The sequence below is a fragment of the Sphingopyxis sp. Root1497 genome (assembly GCF_001427085.1).
Lineage (GTDB): Bacteria > Pseudomonadota > Alphaproteobacteria > Sphingomonadales > Sphingomonadaceae > Sphingopyxis.
The window spans coordinates 1,257,845-1,273,790 of sequence record NZ_LMGF01000003.1; the positions used below are offsets into that span (position 1 = coordinate 1,257,845).

17 protein-coding genes are annotated in these 15,946 nt (G+C 66.3%); 10 read left to right on the forward strand and 7 right to left on the reverse strand.

Going from position 1 to position 15,946, the window contains the following annotated elements; all coding sequences use genetic code 11:
- Positions 1-151: 151 nt before the first annotated feature.
- From ASD67_RS09465 to ASD67_RS09500, 9 genes are all read left to right on the forward strand, one after another.
- A complete protein-coding gene (locus ASD67_RS09465) occupies positions 152-763 on the forward strand; it encodes a superoxide dismutase (protein WP_056346262.1) in 612 nt (203 codons plus the stop codon).
- A 116-nt stretch (positions 764-879) separates the two neighbouring features.
- Positions 880-2,748 (forward strand): acyltransferase family protein, encoded by a 1,869-nt coding sequence (locus tag ASD67_RS09470; protein WP_056346265.1) that lies wholly within the window; start codon positions 880-882, stop codon positions 2,746-2,748.
- Positions 2,745-4,124, forward strand: a complete 1,380-nt coding sequence (locus tag ASD67_RS09475) for an L-serine ammonia-lyase (RefSeq protein ID WP_056346267.1) — start codon at positions 2,745-2,747, stop codon at positions 4,122-4,124. Before ASD67_RS09470 ends, ASD67_RS09475 begins: the two co-directional genes overlap by 4 nt.
- Positions 4,125-4,171: 47 nt before the next feature.
- Complete coding sequence (locus tag ASD67_RS22615; protein ID WP_082544934.1) at positions 4,172-4,477, forward strand: toxin-antitoxin system YwqK family antitoxin; 306 nt, start codon at positions 4,172-4,174, stop codon at positions 4,475-4,477.
- 381 nt (positions 4,478-4,858) lie between these two features.
- Positions 4,859-5,971, forward strand: a complete 1,113-nt coding sequence (locus ASD67_RS09480) for an S-(hydroxymethyl)glutathione dehydrogenase/class III alcohol dehydrogenase (RefSeq protein ID WP_056346269.1) — start codon at positions 4,859-4,861, stop codon at positions 5,969-5,971.
- A gap of 7 nt (positions 5,972-5,978) precedes the next feature.
- Positions 5,979-6,839 carry a formyltetrahydrofolate deformylase gene (gene purU / locus ASD67_RS09485; protein ID WP_056346271.1) on the forward strand — a complete coding sequence of 287 codons (861 nt, stop codon included), beginning with the start codon at positions 5,979-5,981 and terminating at the stop codon, positions 6,837-6,839.
- A gap of 54 nt (positions 6,840-6,893) precedes the next feature.
- Positions 6,894-7,370 (forward strand): hypothetical protein, encoded by a 477-nt coding sequence (locus ASD67_RS09490; protein WP_056346273.1) that lies wholly within the window; start codon positions 6,894-6,896, stop codon positions 7,368-7,370.
- Positions 7,371-7,402: 32 nt separating this feature from the next.
- The gene (locus ASD67_RS09495; protein ID WP_056346275.1) at positions 7,403-7,783 is read left to right on the forward strand and encodes a VOC family protein; all 381 of its coding nucleotides are present in this window, start codon (positions 7,403-7,405) and stop codon (positions 7,781-7,783) included.
- Positions 7,784-7,792: 9 nt separating this feature from the next.
- Positions 7,793-8,296: a prolyl-tRNA synthetase associated domain-containing protein gene (locus tag ASD67_RS09500; RefSeq protein ID WP_056346277.1), complete on the forward strand. Its 504-nt coding sequence runs from the start codon at positions 7,793-7,795 to the stop codon at positions 8,294-8,296.
- A gap of 61 nt (positions 8,297-8,357) precedes the next feature.
- Here the strand turns inward: ASD67_RS09500 and ASD67_RS09505 are convergent, their stop codons facing one another.
- On the reverse strand, positions 8,358-8,594 hold the full coding sequence (locus tag ASD67_RS09505) for a hypothetical protein (RefSeq protein ID WP_156377634.1): 237 nt from the start codon (positions 8,592-8,594) through the stop codon (positions 8,358-8,360).
- 214 nt (positions 8,595-8,808) lie between these two features.
- Positions 8,809-9,882 carry a serine hydrolase domain-containing protein gene (locus tag ASD67_RS09510; RefSeq protein ID WP_056346281.1) on the reverse strand — a complete coding sequence of 358 codons (1,074 nt, stop codon included), beginning with the start codon at positions 9,880-9,882 and terminating at the stop codon, positions 8,809-8,811.
- Between the two features lie 131 nt (positions 9,883-10,013).
- Between ASD67_RS09510 and fghA the strand changes: the two genes are divergently transcribed.
- Positions 10,014-10,877, forward strand: coding sequence for an S-formylglutathione hydrolase (gene fghA, locus ASD67_RS09515; RefSeq protein ID WP_056346283.1), 864 nt, complete (start codon positions 10,014-10,016; stop codon positions 10,875-10,877).
- 91 nt (positions 10,878-10,968) lie between these two features.
- Here fghA and ASD67_RS09520 read toward each other — a convergent pair whose 3' ends face one another.
- The 5 genes from ASD67_RS09520 to ASD67_RS09540 all read right to left on the reverse strand — a co-directional run bounded on the left by ASD67_RS09520 (position 10,969) and on the right by ASD67_RS09540 (position 15,939).
- Positions 10,969-11,946 (reverse strand): quinone oxidoreductase family protein, encoded by a 978-nt coding sequence (locus tag ASD67_RS09520; protein ID WP_056346284.1) that lies wholly within the window; start codon positions 11,944-11,946, stop codon positions 10,969-10,971.
- 182 nt (positions 11,947-12,128) lie between these two features.
- Complete coding sequence (locus tag ASD67_RS09525; RefSeq protein ID WP_056346286.1) at positions 12,129-13,973, reverse strand: DEAD/DEAH box helicase; 1,845 nt, start codon at positions 13,971-13,973, stop codon at positions 12,129-12,131.
- A 128-nt stretch (positions 13,974-14,101) separates the two neighbouring features.
- Positions 14,102-15,280 carry an NAD(P)/FAD-dependent oxidoreductase gene (locus ASD67_RS09530; protein ID WP_056346289.1) on the reverse strand — a complete coding sequence of 393 codons (1,179 nt, stop codon included), beginning with the start codon at positions 15,278-15,280 and terminating at the stop codon, positions 14,102-14,104.
- Between the two features lie 6 nt (positions 15,281-15,286).
- Complete coding sequence (locus tag ASD67_RS09535; protein WP_082545001.1) at positions 15,287-15,466, reverse strand: hypothetical protein; 180 nt, start codon at positions 15,464-15,466, stop codon at positions 15,287-15,289.
- Positions 15,463-15,939: a GreA/GreB family elongation factor gene (locus ASD67_RS09540; protein ID WP_056346293.1), complete on the reverse strand. Its 477-nt coding sequence runs from the start codon at positions 15,937-15,939 to the stop codon at positions 15,463-15,465. Before ASD67_RS09540 ends, ASD67_RS09535 begins: the two co-directional genes overlap by 4 nt.
- Positions 15,940-15,946 lie beyond the last annotated feature (7 nt).

Genomic DNA, 15,946 nt, shown 5'->3' on the forward strand with positions numbered 1-15,946 from the left:
GCGTAAACCCGCTCTGGATTGCTTCGCTTCGCTCGCAATGACGAGGTTTTGGGCGCCAAGGTTCTGAAAATTTGCCCCTCAAACCTTGCAACCTCGGCGCGCTATCCCGAGTTAAGGGGCCCATACTCCCCGATAAAAAAGGAAGACTGCCATGACGATCGCTCTCACCGTCCTGCCCTATGCCGAGGACGCGCTCGCGCCGCATATTTCGGCCGAAACGCTGCAGACGCACCATGGCAAGCATCACAAGACCTATGTCGACAAGCTCAACGCCGCGATCGAGGGCACCGAACTCGCCGACAAGAGCCTCGAGGAAATCATCCACCATGCCGAAGGGTCGGGCAACAAGGGCATGTTCAACAACGCCGCCCAGTCGTGGAACCACGGTTTCTACTGGAACAGCCTGACCCCGAATGCGACCGCGCCCGAGGGCGACCTCGCCGCCGCGATCGACCGCGATTTCGGGTCGCTCGACGATCTGAAGAAGAAGCTCAAGGAAACCGCGATCAACCATTTCGCGTCGGGCTGGGCGTGGCTCGTCTCGCGCGACGGCACGCTGTCGGTCACCGACACCCACGACGCGGGCACCGAACTGACCGCGGGCATCAAGCCGCTGCTCGTCGTCGATGTGTGGGAACATGCCTATTATATCGATCGCAAGAATGTCCGCCCCGACTATGTCAATGCGACCGTCGACAATCTGCTGAACTGGGATTTCGCGGCGGAGAATTTCGCACGCGAAGGCACTTGGACCTATCCCTGATCCGATCGGGCGGGCGGCGCATGCCGTCCGCCCATCCCCCCTTTCCCAAATGACGCCAAGCGGCTAGGTCCGGGCCGCCGCGCGGCGCGCGCGCCGGCCAGCCTATTTGGGGGATCATGCAGTATCGCAACGACATCGCCGGACTGCGCGCCCTGGCCGTCCTGCCGATCCTGCTCGTCCACGCCGGGCTCACCGCGATCCCCGGCGGGTTCGTCGGCGTCGACATCTTTTTCGTCATCTCGGGCTATCTGATCAGCCGCATCATCCTGAAGGAGATGGACGCCGATCGCTTCACCCTGACCGGTTTCTATCGCCGCCGTGCGCTGCGCATCCTGCCCGCGCTGCTCGTCATGCTGGCGGTCGTGCTCGCGGTCGGCTGGTGGCGCCTGTTCCCGCAGGATATGCGCGACCTGTCGTGGAGCGCCGCGGCCACCGCGCTGTCGGGGTCGAACATCTGGTTCTGGCGCACGGTCAATTATTTCGGGGACGCCGAACTCACCCCCTTGCTCCACACCTGGTCGCTGGGGGTCGAGGAGCAATTCTATATCTTCTACCCGCTGCTGCTGATCGCGCTGCGCCGCTGGCTGCCGCGTCATATCGTCGCGGCACTATGGGTAATCGCCGCGGTGTCGCTGGCGATCGGCTATGGGCTGATCCACATCAACAAGGCGCAGGCGAGTTTCTATCTCCTGCCGTCGCGCGCCTGGGAACTGGCGCTCGGCGGGCTGGTCGCCACCGGCGGCTTCCCCACGCTTGGCCCGCGGCTGCGCGCCGTCGCGACCTGGACGGGCCTTGCGATGGTCGTCGCGGCGCTGTTCGTGATCGAGGAAGAGATGGCGTTCCCGGTGCCCTGGGCGTTGCTGCCGTGCATCGGCACTGCGCTGCTCATCGCCTATGGCGAGACCGGCGGCACCGCGAAGCTGCTGTCGCTCGCGCCGATGCGCTTCGTCGGCGATATCAGCTATTCGCTTTACCTGTGGCACTGGCCGGTGATGGCCTTCTGGCGCTTCGAGCGCGGGCTGACGCTCGACGCGGGCGAAATGGCCGCGACGATCGCGATTTCCTTTGCGCTCGCCATCCTCAGCTATCGCCTGATCGAACAGCCCTTCCTTCGGCGCGGCAGGGCGTGGGCGACGCCGCGCGTGTTGTGGGCCGCGCTCGCCGCGATGCTGCTCGTCGCGGGCGCCGCGGCACTGCTCGCGGTGCAGGCGGCGAAGGAGCGGATCGCCGATCCGCGCATCGCGCGCGTGCTGACCTATCTCGACTATGACTATGCGCCCGAAGGAATTTTGCAGTTCCGCAACGGCATCTGCATGGCGAACAGCGACACGCCGCATTTCGACGTTGCGCGGTGTGCGACGCTGCGTCCCGACCGGCCGAACATCATGATCCTCGGCGACAGTCACGCCGGGCATCTGGCGCGCGCGCTGGGCGAGCGCCTCGCGGATATGAATGTGATGCAGGTGACCGCTTCGGGGTGCCGCCCGGTCTGGCCGACGGCGGGCGACAAGCGCTGCACCGAAGTGATGGAGATCGGCTTCGGCACGCTTCCGGGTACGGGCCGGCTCGACCGGGTGATCCTCTCGGGCCGCTGGCGCGCCGATGAGATGGACGGCCTGCTTCGCGCCATCGCGCATGTTCGCGCCAAGGGCGTGCCGGTCACCGTCATCGGTCCGACGGTCGAATATGACGAGCCGATGCCGCGCCTGCTCGCGCGCGCGATCGCCCGCGACGATTTCGCGCTGGTCCGCAGCGGCCGCGACCCCGAACGGATGGCGCTCGATCGCGAGATGGCGCGGCGCGTCGGGGCGGCGGGTGCGACCTACGTGTCCTTGCAGGATCTGGAATGTCCGAAAACCGTCTGCCCGCTGTTCGCGTCGGACGGTTCGCCTTTCCATTTCGACTACGGCCATTATACGCTGCAGGCCTCGCGCGAGATCGTCGCGAAATTCCCCCTCGAAGCGATTGCCCCGGCAAAACCATGACCATCAGCCTGTTCGAATTGTTCAAGATCGGCGTCGGCCCGTCGAGTTCGCATACCGTCGGCCCGATGGTCGCGGCGCGGCGCTTTACCGTGTGGCTCGACGAGCAGGGGCTGCTGACGAAGACCGCGCATGTCGAAGCCGACCTTTATGGCTCGCTCGCGCTGACCGGAAAGGGGCATGCCGCCGACACCGCGATCGTCGCGGGATTGGCGGGCGAAATCCCGGCCTCGACCAGCCTCGCCGCGATCAAGGCGCATTGGGACCGCGCCGAGGGCGAGGGTTTCCTCTATCTGCTCGGCCGCCAGCGCGTGCGGTTCCAGCCGGCGCGCGACCTGCATTTCCAGATGCGCCAGCGCCAGCCGTTCCACAGCAATGCGCTGAGCTTCACCGCGCGCGACGCGGGCGGAGAGATTTTGGCGAAGCGCATGTATTTCTCGATCGGCGGCGGTTTCGTCGTCGACGAGGACGAAGCGGGGCGCAACAGCCGCGGCGCCGAGGACGAGGTGAGCCTGCCCTTCGCTTTCACCTCGGGCGCCGATTTGCTGAGCATGGGCGCCGCGGCGGGCAAGAGCTTCGCCGAAATGATGCTCGAGAATGAGCTGGTGCACCGCAGCCTCGACGAGGTGAACGCCGGGCTCGACGCGATCGCCGGCGCGATGGACGCCTCGATCGACGCGGGCTGCTGCAGCACCGGAATCCTGCCCGGCGGGCTCAAGGTCAAGCGCCGCGCGCCGCAGATCGCCGCCGACATCCGCAACCGCCACGAACAGAATCTGACCGATCCGCTCGCGATGATGGACTGGATCAACCTGTGGGCGATGGCGGTGAATGAGGAAAATGCCGCGGGCGGCAAGGTCGTCACCGCGCCGACCAACGGCGCGGCGGGGATCATTCCCGCGGTGATCCGCTTCTATCGACGCGGTTATCGCGGCGATGATGCGGGGGTGCGGACCTTCCTGCTCGCCGCGGGCGCGGTCGGCGCGCTCTATAAGCGCAACGCCAGCATCTCGGGCGCCGAGGTCGGCTGCCAGGGCGAGGTCGGCGTCGCCTGCTCGATGGCGGCGGCGGGGCTGACCGCGGCGCTCGGCGGGACGAACGCGCAGGTCGAAAATGCCGCCGAGATCGGCATGGAACATAATCTCGGCCTCACTTGTGATCCGATCGGCGGTCTGGTGCAGATCCCGTGCATCGAACGCAACGCGATGGGGTCGATCAAGGCGATCGACGCCAGCCGCATCGCGATGATTGGCGACGGCACGCATGTGGTGAGTTTGGACACGGTGATCGCGACGATGCTGCAGACCGGCCGCGACATGCGGGATAAGTATAAGGAAACGTCTAAGGGCGGGCTGGCGGTCAGTGTGGTGGAGTGTTGAGTCTTTTGCCGAATTGAACCCTTGGTAGCACAGGATAGATAGGTGCGATGACCACGCTAAATATTGCAGAGATTCCATATGAGGGCGGCGGGATACGATTTCGCTATTCTCGAAAGATGTCAGTCGACGGCTCTCGTTGGATAAGGGACGGCCTCTTCCAAGCATTCCATGAAAATGGAGCGTTGGCATCGGAAGGTCACTACATTGACGGTGCCGAGAATGGCCTTTGGCGGGATTTTCATAGCAATGGGCAAATAGCGGCGCTGGGGACATATAATCTTGGCGCCGAGTCTGATGATTGGCGCTACTGGTCAGCCGATGGCGCCGAAGATCAAGCTCCTCGCGAACGATAGGCAATTTCTGCTGGCTTTGAAAACTCAGGCCAGCCCGCTCCGCTGCAGCGCCCCCGGCAATTCCTCGCGGAGCTTGTCGATCAGCACCGCACCTTCGGCAACAGGCGCCGGCGCTGCGGATAGAGGACCCAGATCGGTTCTTCCTGCTGGCGAAGCGGGTCGAGGAGCGAGACGAGCGCAGCCTTCATTTCATCGTCACCCCGGACTTGATCCGAGGTCCCGCTGGCGACGGTGAAAAGCGGGACCCCGGGTCAAGACCCGGGTGACGGTTATGCGAGTTTCGCGCGCTCATTTCGGGTAATCTCCGCCGCCGAAGCTTCCTCGCATCTTGCATTGCCGCCCCATTTGCCTGATTGGAGCCGCCGAGAAGGAGACCCGCCCATGAAGACCCGCGCCGCCGTTGCGTTCGAAGCGAAGAAGCCGCTCGAAATCGTCGAACTCGACCTCGAAGGCCCGAAGGCGGGCGAGGTGCTGATCGAGATCATGGCGACGGGCATCTGCCACACCGACGCCTATACGCTCGACGGCTTCGACAGCGAGGGCATCTTCCCGAGCGTCCTCGGTCATGAGGGCGCAGGCATCGTGCGCGAAGTCGGCGCGGGGGTGACCAGCGTCGTTCCCGGCGACCATGTCATCCCGCTCTACACCCCCGAATGCCGCCAGTGCAAAAGCTGCCTGTCGGGCAAGACCAACCTCTGCACCGCGATCCGCGCGACGCAGGGCAAGGGGCTGATGCCCGACGGCACGACGCGCTTTTCGTACAAGGGCCAGCCGATCTTCCATTATATGGGCTGCTCGACCTTCTCGAATTTCACCGTGCTGCCTGAGATTGCGGTCGCGAAAATCCGCGAGGACGCGCCTTTCCAGTCGAGCTGCTATATCGGCTGCGGCGTCACCACCGGCGTCGGCGCGGTGATCAATACCGCCAAGGTCCAGGTCGGCGACAATGTCGTCGTCTTCGGCCTCGGCGGCATCGGGCTGAACGTGATCCAGGGCGCGCGCCTCGCCGGCGCCGACAAGATCATCGGCGTCGACATCAACCCCGACCGCGAGGAATGGGGCCGCAAGTTCGGCATGACCGACTTCCTCAACACCCGGGGTATGAGCCGCGAAGACACGGTCGCCGCGATCGTCCAACTGACCGACGGCGGCGCCGACTATACCTTCGACGCGACGGGCAACACCGAAGTGATGCGCACCGCGCTTGAGGCCTGCCATCGCGGCTGGGGCACCTCGATCATCATCGGCGTCGCCGAGGCGGGCAAGGAGATCGCGACGCGGCCGTTCCAGCTCGTCACCGGGCGCAACTGGCGCGGCACCGCCTTCGGCGGCGCCAAGGGCCGCACCGACGTGCCCAAGATCGTCGACATGTATATGACCGGCAAGATCGAGATCGACCCGATGATCACCCATGTCATGGGGCTGGAAGAGATCAACAAGGGCTTCGACCTGATGCACGCGGGCGAGAGCATTCGCAGCGTCGTGGTGTTCTGATCCGGGCATGACCGGACCCTATTTCCTGACCTTCAGCTGCGGCGACGCGGTCGGCATCGTCGCGGCGGTGACGGGGCTGCTCGCGGAGCGCGACGGCTTCATCCTCGACAGCCAGCAATATGCCGACCTCGACACCGGACGCTTTTTCATGCGCGTCGCGTTTCGCGGTGCGGGGCCGCGCTTTCCCGATGGGCTTGCCGAGGTGCAGGCGGCGTTCGCTTCGGTCGTCTCGCGCTTTGCGATGGATGCGCGGATCAGCGACAGCGCGGTCAAGCCGCGCTTCGTCATCGCGGTGTCGCAGGGCAGCCATTGCCTCAACGATCTGCTCCACCGCTGGTCGACCGGCAATCTGGCGATCGATATCGCGGCGGTGGTGTCGAACCACGAGCATCAGCGGCGGCTGACCGAATGGCACGGGGTGCCGTTCCACCACCTGCCGGTGAGCGATGCGAACCGCGCAAGCCAGGAGGCCGCGATCCTGCAGGTGATGGCCGATGCGCGCGCCGAATATCTGGTGCTCGCGCGCTATATGCAGGTCCTGTCGGGCGACCTGTCGACAAAGCTCGCGGGGCGCTGCATCAACATCCACCACAGCTTTCTGCCGGGCTTCAAGGGCGCCAAACCCTATCACCGCGCGCACGAGCGCGGGGTCAAGCTGATCGGCGCGACCGCGCATTTTGTCACCGGCGACCTCGACGAGGGGCCGATCATCGAACAGGCGGTCGAGCGCGTCGACCACCGCGACGGGATCGACGACCTGATCCGCATCGGCCGCGACGTTGAGGCACAGGTGCTGGCACGCGCGGTACGCTGGGTCGCCGAGCAGCGGGTGCTGATCGACGGCCGCAAGACGGTGGTATTTCGCTGACAAAGCGGGCAGCATGTCCGTCTGGATTCGCAACGCTTAACGGGACTTCACGCGATGACCGAGAGATTGCTGGGCACCGCCCTCGCGCTGTTGCTCGCCGGGCCGGCGTTCGCCGCCGAAAAGCTCGACGCCGGCCCGGCACCCGACACCAGCTATGTGACGACCAAGCACAGTGCCGCGCGCTTCGAATCGAAGGACGGGCGCGTCGCGGTGCAGCAGGACAATATCGCCACGCTGATCTGCCCCGAGTGCGTGACGCCGGCGCAACTGCCGGGCCTGCTCTATCACGCGCGCAACCTGAGCAAAAAACCGGTGTGCTTCATGCTCGACATGCGGATGGACGAGACGCGCCCCGGCCAGCTGATCGAATGGGGCGCGAACAAGGCGCATTATCTGAAACCCGGCGAATGGTATTTCAAGATCATCGGGGTCACCCACTCGATGGCGAACCGCGAGAGCGCCGATCTCGGCTGGAGCGGCGGTATCCGCGTCTGGGACCCGGTGCGCGCCGGCGGCTGTAGCACGCCGTAGCGCCCCACAAAATCAACGAAGAGGAGAGAGACATGTACAGTCACAACATGGTCGGGTCGAACGACCTTGAGGCCGCCCGGAAATTCTATGACGCGACCTTTCAGGCGATCGGCGGCAAGCCGGCGATCCAGGACGACAAGGGCCGCCTGATCTATATGCACAATGGCGGGCTGTTCCTCGTCGGGGCGCCGATCGACGGCGAAGCGGCGACGGTCGGCAACGGCTGCACCATCGGTTTCGCGATGGAAGGCCCCGAACAGGCAAAGGCGTGGCACGATGCCGGCGTCGCCAACGGCGGCACCTCGATCGAAGACCCGCCGGGCGTTCGCGAAGGCGGCTTCGGCCAGCTCTACCTCGCTTATCTGCGCGATCCGTCGGGCAACAAGCTCTGCGCGCTGCATCGCGTCGTCTGAGAAGGAGTCATGCGGGGCGAAGCGGGATTGCTGGCGGATCTGGATGCGCTTGCCATTCCCTTCGCCTCGTTCGAGCATGTCGCGGTGTTCACCGTCGCCGAGAGCGACGAGGTCAACGCCGCGATTCCGGGTGCGCATACCAAGAATCTATTCCTGAAGGACAATGGCGGGGCGTATTGGCTCGTCACCGTGCCGGGCGAGGCGCGCGTCGATCTGAAGGCGCTGCCCGCCGCGATCGGCAGCAAGCGCGTCAGCTTCGGCAAAGCCGAGGATATGGGACGGCTGCTCGGAATCAAGCCGGGGTCGGTCACGCCGCTCGCGGCGATCAACGCGTCGCCGGGCAGCATAACCGTCGTGATCGACGCCGGGCTGGCGGCGGCGGAAACAGTCAACGTCCATCCCCTGCGCAACACCGGGACGCTGGGGCTGTCGGGCGCCGCGATCCTGGACCTGCTGCATCATTGGGGGCACCCGCCGCTGGTCGCCGCCATCCCCCTGCAAAACGGACAGTGAAAAGCCGCCGAAGCGCTTGGGCTTCGACGGCTTCTTCATCCGGGAAGTCCCGGCGGCGTTGTTAAGCCTGGGGTTCGGGCGCCGGCTCTTCGCTGGGGGCCGGTTCGTCGCCCGGCGCGGGTTCGTCGGTCGGGGCCGGGGCCGGGTCGGCGGTCGGCTCTTCGCTGGGTGCGGGGGCCGGTGCCGGTGCCGGTGCCGGTTCTTCCTTCGGTGCCGGCGCGTCGGGTTCCTGGGCACTCGCCAGCGGCGCGATGAACAGGCTTGCCGCCGCAGCGGTCACAATCGAAATCTTACGCATAAATTCCCCTATCGTGGAATGATGGAAGGGACCGAACGACCGGCCCGCAATGACCATGCCCGCCGTTTCCCGCAGACTGTGGCATAGGGCAAAGCCTTGGCATCATTCGAAAGTTGCTCGCTTCGCCGCAAAATGTCCGTTCGCAGGACGAACGCACTCGAACGCGGGGCGAGCCGAGCCGTCCCGCAACGGTTCGGCCGGTGGTCCGCGGAGCTCAGCCCGCCGCCATCGCCATCCACATCGCACCGATCAGCGCGAAGGAGCGCGGGTCGCCGGTCAGTCCCACCTCCATCCTGTTCATCACGTAACTGAAGGTCGCGCGGGCATCCATGTCGATGATGATCAGCGAGCCGCCATAACCGCCCCAGAAGATCGTGTTCGGATTGGGCAGCGGCACCAGTTCGCTCGGCAGGCCGAAACCCATGCCATAGCGGATCGGGACGCCGAGGATCATGTCGGTGCCCGCGATCTGGAGCTCGAGCGCCTTGCGGCACCCCGCTTCGGACAGCAGACGCTTGCCCTTGGCGACGCCGCCGTTGGCAAGCAGCGCGTGGATTTCGGCGACGCTGCGCGCGTTGCCTGTGCCGCCCGCCGCCGGAATTTCGGCGCCGCGCCAGGCGCGGGTGCCGGTTGCCGACACGTCGATGCCGGGATTGACGAGAGTCTTGCGATGGACGTCGCCGGTGAAATCGATGGTCATTTCGGGCGGCGGGATCAGGTCGGCGACGCGGTGATCCTCCGACGCGGGCAGGCCGATGTGGAAGTCGGCGCCAAGCGGCTCGGCGATCTCCTCGCGGAAGACGGTTCCGAGCGACTTGCCGGTGGTGCGGCGAACGACTTCGCCGACCAGATAGCCTTGGGTGATCGCATGATAGCCGGGCGCGCTGCCGGGCTGCCACCACGGCGCCTGCGCCGCGAGCAGCGAGGTAACCTTGTCCCAGTCGTAGAAATCCTCCGTCGTGATGGGGGCTTCCCAGCCCGACAGGCCGGCACTGTGGCTCATCAGATGCGCGACGGTGACGCCGTCCTTGCCGTTGGCGGCGAATTCGGGCCAGTAGCGCGCGACCGGCGCCGCGAAATCGAGGTCGCCGCGATCGGCAAGCAGCAGAGCGGTCAGCGCGGTCATCGTCTTGGTGGTCGAATAGACGTTGACGATCGTGTCGGCTTGCCACGGCCGCGTCTTCGCCGCGTCGGCGTGGCCGCCCCACAGATCGACCACCGTTTCGCCCTCGATCGTCGCGCAAAAGGACAGGCCGACGTCGCTTCCCGCCGCAAGGCTGGCGGCCATGCCGAGGCGGACGGCAGCAAAGCGGTCCTGACACGTTCCGTGAATGCTATTATCGAACACTCGGCGCTCTCCCCCTTTTGATTTCGGGCCAGCATGAACTAGGCTCGCGAAAAGACAAGCAGGACAAAGATATGACCATCGAAACCCTCTCCTCTGTCCGCAGCCATGGCGGCACGCAGGGTGTGTACAAACATGCCAGCACCACGACGGGCACCGACATGGCCTTCGCGGTCTTCATTCCCGATCATGCCGAGGGCGCGAAGCTGCCGGTGCTCTGGTATCTGTCGGGGCTGACCTGCACCCACGCCAATGTGATGGAAAAGGGCGAATATCGCGCCGCCTGTGCCGAGCATGGCGTGATCTTCATCGCCCCCGATACCAGCCCGCGCGGCCCCGATTCGAACGGAAACGCCGTGCCCGACGATCCCGAGGGAGCGTGGGACTTCGGCCTCGGTGCGGGCTTCTATGTCGATGCGACCGAGGAGCCCTGGGCGCAACATTATCGGATGCGCTCGTACATCGAGGACGAACTGCCTTCGCTGGTGCTGCGCAATTTTCCGGCCGCCGACCTGTCGCGGCAGGCGATCACCGGCCATTCGATGGGCGGGCATGGCGCGCTGACCATCGGGCTGCGCAATCAGGACCGGTTCCGCTCGGTCTCGGCCTTCTCGCCGATCGTCGCGCCGCTGCAATGCCCGTGGGGCGAAAAGGCGCTGTCGAACTATCTCGGCGACGCGCGCGAGGATTGGCACGCCTATGATGCCTGTGCGCTGCTCGATCAGGGGCTGCGCGTCCCCGACCTGCTGGTGGATCAGGGCGACGCCGACAATTTTCTCGTCGAACAGCTCAAGACCGAATTGCTGGTCGATGCCTGCGAGCGCAACGGGCAAAAGGCCGAGATCCGCATGCAGCCGGGGTATGACCACAGCTATTATTTCATCTCGACTTTTCTGGCCGAGCATGTCGCCTGGCATGCGGAGCGGTTGAAGGCGTAACCGTCGCCCCTGCGAAGGCGGGGGCCGCTAGCCATTTACGCCGCCGCGCTGGGCAAGGCCGCCAGCGGCCCCTGCCTTCGCGGGGGCGACGTCACGGAATCAGCACCGTCGACCCCGTCGTTCGCCCGGCCTGCAAGTCCGCATGCGCGCGCGCCGCGTCCTGCAACCCGTAGCGCTGGCCCACGGTGATCTTCACCGCGCCGCATTCGATCATCTCGAACACCCGAGCGGCACCCGCGGCGCGTTCGCCGGGGTGGAGGTAATAGTCGAACAGGGTCGGCCGGGTCACGAATTGCGAGCCATGCTGCGCGAGGATGCCAAGGTTGACGCCGGTCACCGGACCGCCGGCATTGCCATAGCTGACGATCAGCCCGCGCCGCGCGGTGGCCTTGAGCGATACCTCCCACGTCGCCATGCCGATGCCGTCGAAGGTCACCGGCACGCCCTGACCATCGGTCAGTTCGCGGACATGCGCCGCGACATCGTAGGATTTGTACAGCAGGACATGGTCGGCGCCCGCCTCGCGTGCCGCCTGCGCCTTGGCTTCGGTGCTGACGGTGCCGATCACCGTCGCGCCGACCGCCTTCAACCATTGGACGAGGATTAGCCCGACCCCGCCCGCAGCGGCATGGACGAGCACCGGCCAGCCCGCCTCGACCTTGGCGCACCGCTCGACGAGCATCTCGACGGTGCAGGCCTTGAGCAGGCCCGCGGCGGCGGTTTCGTCGTCGATGCCCGGCGGCAGCTTGAACAACGACGCAGCGGGGAGGAGACGGGCGCTGGAATAGGCGTTGCGATCGGGGCCGAAGGTCGCGACGCGGTCGCCGGGCTGGAGGCCGAGCACGCCTTCGCCGACGGCGATGATTTCACCGGCCGATTCGACGCCGAGACCGCTGGGTAGCGCGATCGGATAGGTGCCGTCGCGGTGATAGGTGTCGAGATAGTTGAGACCGACCGCGGTCTGGCGCAGCAGCACCTGGCCCGGCCCGGGTGCGCCGAGCGTCACCTCGCGCCAGTCGATGACTTCGGGGCCGCCCTGCGTTTCGATGAAGGCCTGGACTGCTTGCATGATCGCGCTCCTGCTGTCCCGCCCATCTGGTGGGGCGGGCGCGGGAGCGCAAGGGCAGTCGTTCATTGCCATCGTCATTGCGAGGAGCCGCAGGCGACGCGGCAATCCAGAGCGGTACAGGGCCACCCCTGGATTGCTTCGCTACGCTCGCAATGACGATGTTTTAGATCATAGCCTGCCGCTTACTTCGACGGGCGGCGCGGGCTGCGCTGGCCGAAGGGCTTGGGCTTGTAGCGTTCGGTGTTGCCGCCGGGGCCGCCCGGACCACGCGGTCCGCGGGGACCCGATCGATCGCCGCCGGGGGCACGACCAAGCGTCGCGCGCGGTGCCCGGTCGCCCGATCCCTTGTCGCGGCGCGGCGGGTAGGTCGGGCCGTCGGGCGCGGGGGTGATCGCGACGCCGCTGTCGTCCTCGCCATCCTCGTTGGCGCTGCGCACCACCGCTTCTGCGAAGCGGTCGGCGATCGCGCGGGGGATGTTGAACATCGTTTCCTTCGGCCCGATACGGATCGCGCCGATCTCGCCCTTGGTCACATGACCGCGGCGGCATAGCAACGGCAGGATCCAGCGCGGGTCGGCGTTCTGGTGGCGGCCGATGTTGAGGCGGAACCAGACGCTATCCTCGAACCCTTCGCGGCGGTCGCCGCCGCCTTCGCCGCGATCGGGACGCTCGAACCGCTCGCCGCGTTCGGGGCGGCCGGCGCTGTCGCGGCCGCGCGCGCTGTTGTCGATCAGATCCTCGGGCGCCGGCATCAGCGCGCGGTGGGCGCGGACGAGCGACGCGGCGATGTCCTCGGGCGAGCGTTCGGCCATCAGGCGCTGCGCGAGTTCGATATCCTCGGGCTCATGCTCGACCGGGGCGAGCAATTTCTCGATCAGCCGTTCCTGATCCTTCAGACGGACATCGGCGGCGGTCGGCGCTTCCATCCACTCGGCGTTGATCCGCGCGCCGCGCAGCATGCCGTCGACGCGGCGACGACGCGGATAGGGAACGATGATGACTGCGGTGCCCTTTTTGCCCGCGCGGCCGGTGCGGCCGGAGCGGTGCTGGAGGGTTTCGGCGTCGCGCGGGATTTCGACGTGGATCACCAGCGACAGGCTGGGCAAGTCGATCCCGCGTGCGGCGACGTCGGTCGCGACGCAGACCTTGGCGCGGCGATCGCGCAGCGCCTGCAGCGCGGCGTTGCGTTCGTTCTGGCTATGCTCGCCCGACAGCGCGACGGCGGCGAAACCGCGATCGGTCAGGCTGGCGTGGAGGCGGCGGACATTGTCGCGCGTGGCGCAGAACAGCATCGCGGTTTCGGCGTCGTGGAGGCGCAGCAGGTTGATCACCGCGCCCTCGATATCGGCGGGGGCTACGGTCACCGCCTGATAGCTGATGTCGCCGTGACCGCGATCTTCGCCGACGGTCGAGATACGCAGCGCGTCGCGTTGGTAACGCTTCGCCATGTTCGCGATCGGCTTGGGGATGGTCGCCGAGAACATCAGGGTGCGGCGCGTCTCGGGGGTCGCGTCGAGGATTTCTTCCAGGTCTTCGCGAAAGCCCATATCGAGCATTTCGTCGGCCTCATCGAGCACCGCGACGCGCAGCGCGGTGAGGTCGAGCGCGCCGCGTTCGAGATGGTCGCGCAGGCGACCGGGGGTCCCGACGACGATCTGCACACCCTGGTTCAGCGTGCGGCGTTCCTTGCTGGCGTCCATGCCGCCGACGCAGGTCGCGATGCGCGCGCCGGCCTTGGCATAGAGCCAGCTGAGTTCACGGCTGACCTGCATCGCGAGTTCGCGGGTCGGGGCGATGATCAGCGCAAGCGGCGAGGTCGCGAAGGGCAGGCGGCCGTCCTCGATCAGCTGGTCGGCCATCGCGAGGCCGAAGGCGACGGTCTTGCCCGAGCCGGTCTGCGCCGAGACCAGCAGGTCGCGGCCAACCGCTTCGAGTTCGACGACGTGGGTCTGGACGGGGGTGAGATTTTCGTAACCGCGCGCGGTCAGAGCGTCCGCAAGGACGGGAGACATCGTTTCGAAAGGCATTATTGTTCTTCTTATCCTGTGCGGCGATATGCCGTTTTCCTGGGTATCCTCGCCGCCATCAGGCAATTGATGCAAAGCGGCCGGGCCATCGCCCAGCCAGCATCCCGAGGAATATTCTTGGTTTTTTCCTAAAGCGCCTGTCCGGCAGCGTGTCCGCTGGCCCAGGCCCATTGAAAATTATAGCCGCCCAGCCACCCGGTGACGTCAACGGCTTCGCCGATCGCATAGAGGTTTTGGGTGCTTTTGGCCATCATTGTTTGCGACGACAGCCCGGCGGTTGCGATTCCGCCGATCGTGACCTCCGCTTTGGCCAAGCCTTCGGTGCCGTTCGGGCGGAATGCCCAGCTTGCCAGACGCGTCTCGGCGTCGGCCAATTTGCGATCGGTCAAGGCGCCGAGTTCGCCGGGCAGCGCCAGCCGGTCGGCGAGGGTTTCGGCGAGACGGTCAGGAAGGTGGGCGCCGAGCGCTGCGCGTAAGGTGGCGCGCGGGCGGCTGCGTTTGGCGTCGGTGAGCCAGCCTTGTGGGGCGCCCGGCAGGAAGTCGATCGTCACCGGCTCGCCGTGCCGCCAATAGCTGCTGACCTGCAGGATCGCGGGACCCGACAGGCCCTTGTGGGTGAACAGCGCCGCCTCGCGGAACGCCCCTTTGCCCGCGCGCGCCTCGACCGGGGCGGCGATGCCCGAGAGGGTGCGGAACAGCACATCGTCGCCGCCGAGCGTCAGCGGGACGAGCGCGGGGCGGGGTTCGACGACTTTCAGGCCGAACTGGCGCGCGAGGTCGTAGGCGAAGCCGGTGGCGCCCATCTTGGGGATCGAGGGGCCGCCGGTGGCGATGACGAGGGCGGGCGCGGAGAAATGGAAGTTGCCGAAAGTGCCGCGGAAAATGCCGTCGCTATGCTCGACCTGTCTTATAGGTTCGCCGCAGCGGACGTCGACGCCGCCCTTGGTGCACTCCGCCAGCAGCATCGCGACGATCTGTTTCGCCGAGCCGTCGCAGAACAGCTGGCCGAGGGTTTTTTCATGATAAGCAATGCCATAGGCATCGACGAGCGCGATGAAATCGGCGGGGGTGTAGCGCGCGAGCGCCGATTTGGCGAAATGCGGGTTCGCCGAGATATAGCGGTCCGCGCTGGTGTGGATGTTGGTGAAGTTGCACCGGCCGCCGCCCGAAATGAGGATTTTCTTGCCGACCGCATCGGCATGGTCGAGCAGCAGCACGCGCTTGCCGCGCTGCCCCGCGACCGCGGCGCACATCAGCCCGGCCGCGCCGGCGCCCAGCACGACGGCATCATAGTTGGCGGCGGACATGGCGGATCAGTGCAGCTTGGCGATCGGCAGGCCGTCGGCCTTGGCGCGGGTCTTCACCGATTCCTCGCTGCGCGTCAGCGCCTTGGCGATGGCTTTGAGCGCTATGCCCTTCTTCGCCAGCGTGTGCAGCTTGTCGATCTCGGCCGCGGTCCACGGCTGTTTGTGGCGTTCGAACTTGTCTTTCATGCCCATGTCTCCGGATCGGTCGCGGCGGCGAGGATCGTCAATGCGTCCTCGCGGCCCTGATATTCGAGCGTCTCGCCAACTTCGGCGCCCATCAGCGCGCGCGCGATGGGCGCCGAAAAGGCGATGGTGCCCTGCGCCGGATCGGCCTCGTCATGGCCGACGATGGTCAGCGTGCGTTCGTTGCCGTTCAGCGCGAAAATCACCTTGCTGCCGATGCCGACGACATCGTCGGCGGGCGCGGGCTGCACCTCGGCGGTCGACTGGCGGGTGTGGACATAGCGTTGCCGACGCAGCAATTTCTTGCGCGCTTCCTCTTCGGTCGCGCCCGCGATCGCATCCGCGAGCCGCGCCGCTTCCTCGCCGAGCAGCCGCAAGCCGCGCGGCGTGACCAGGTTCGGGCCGACCGGGATCGGCCATTCGAACGCTGGTTCCATATGCTCGTCGTCGCTTTCGCGACGGAATGCGACGCTCATCGTCAGT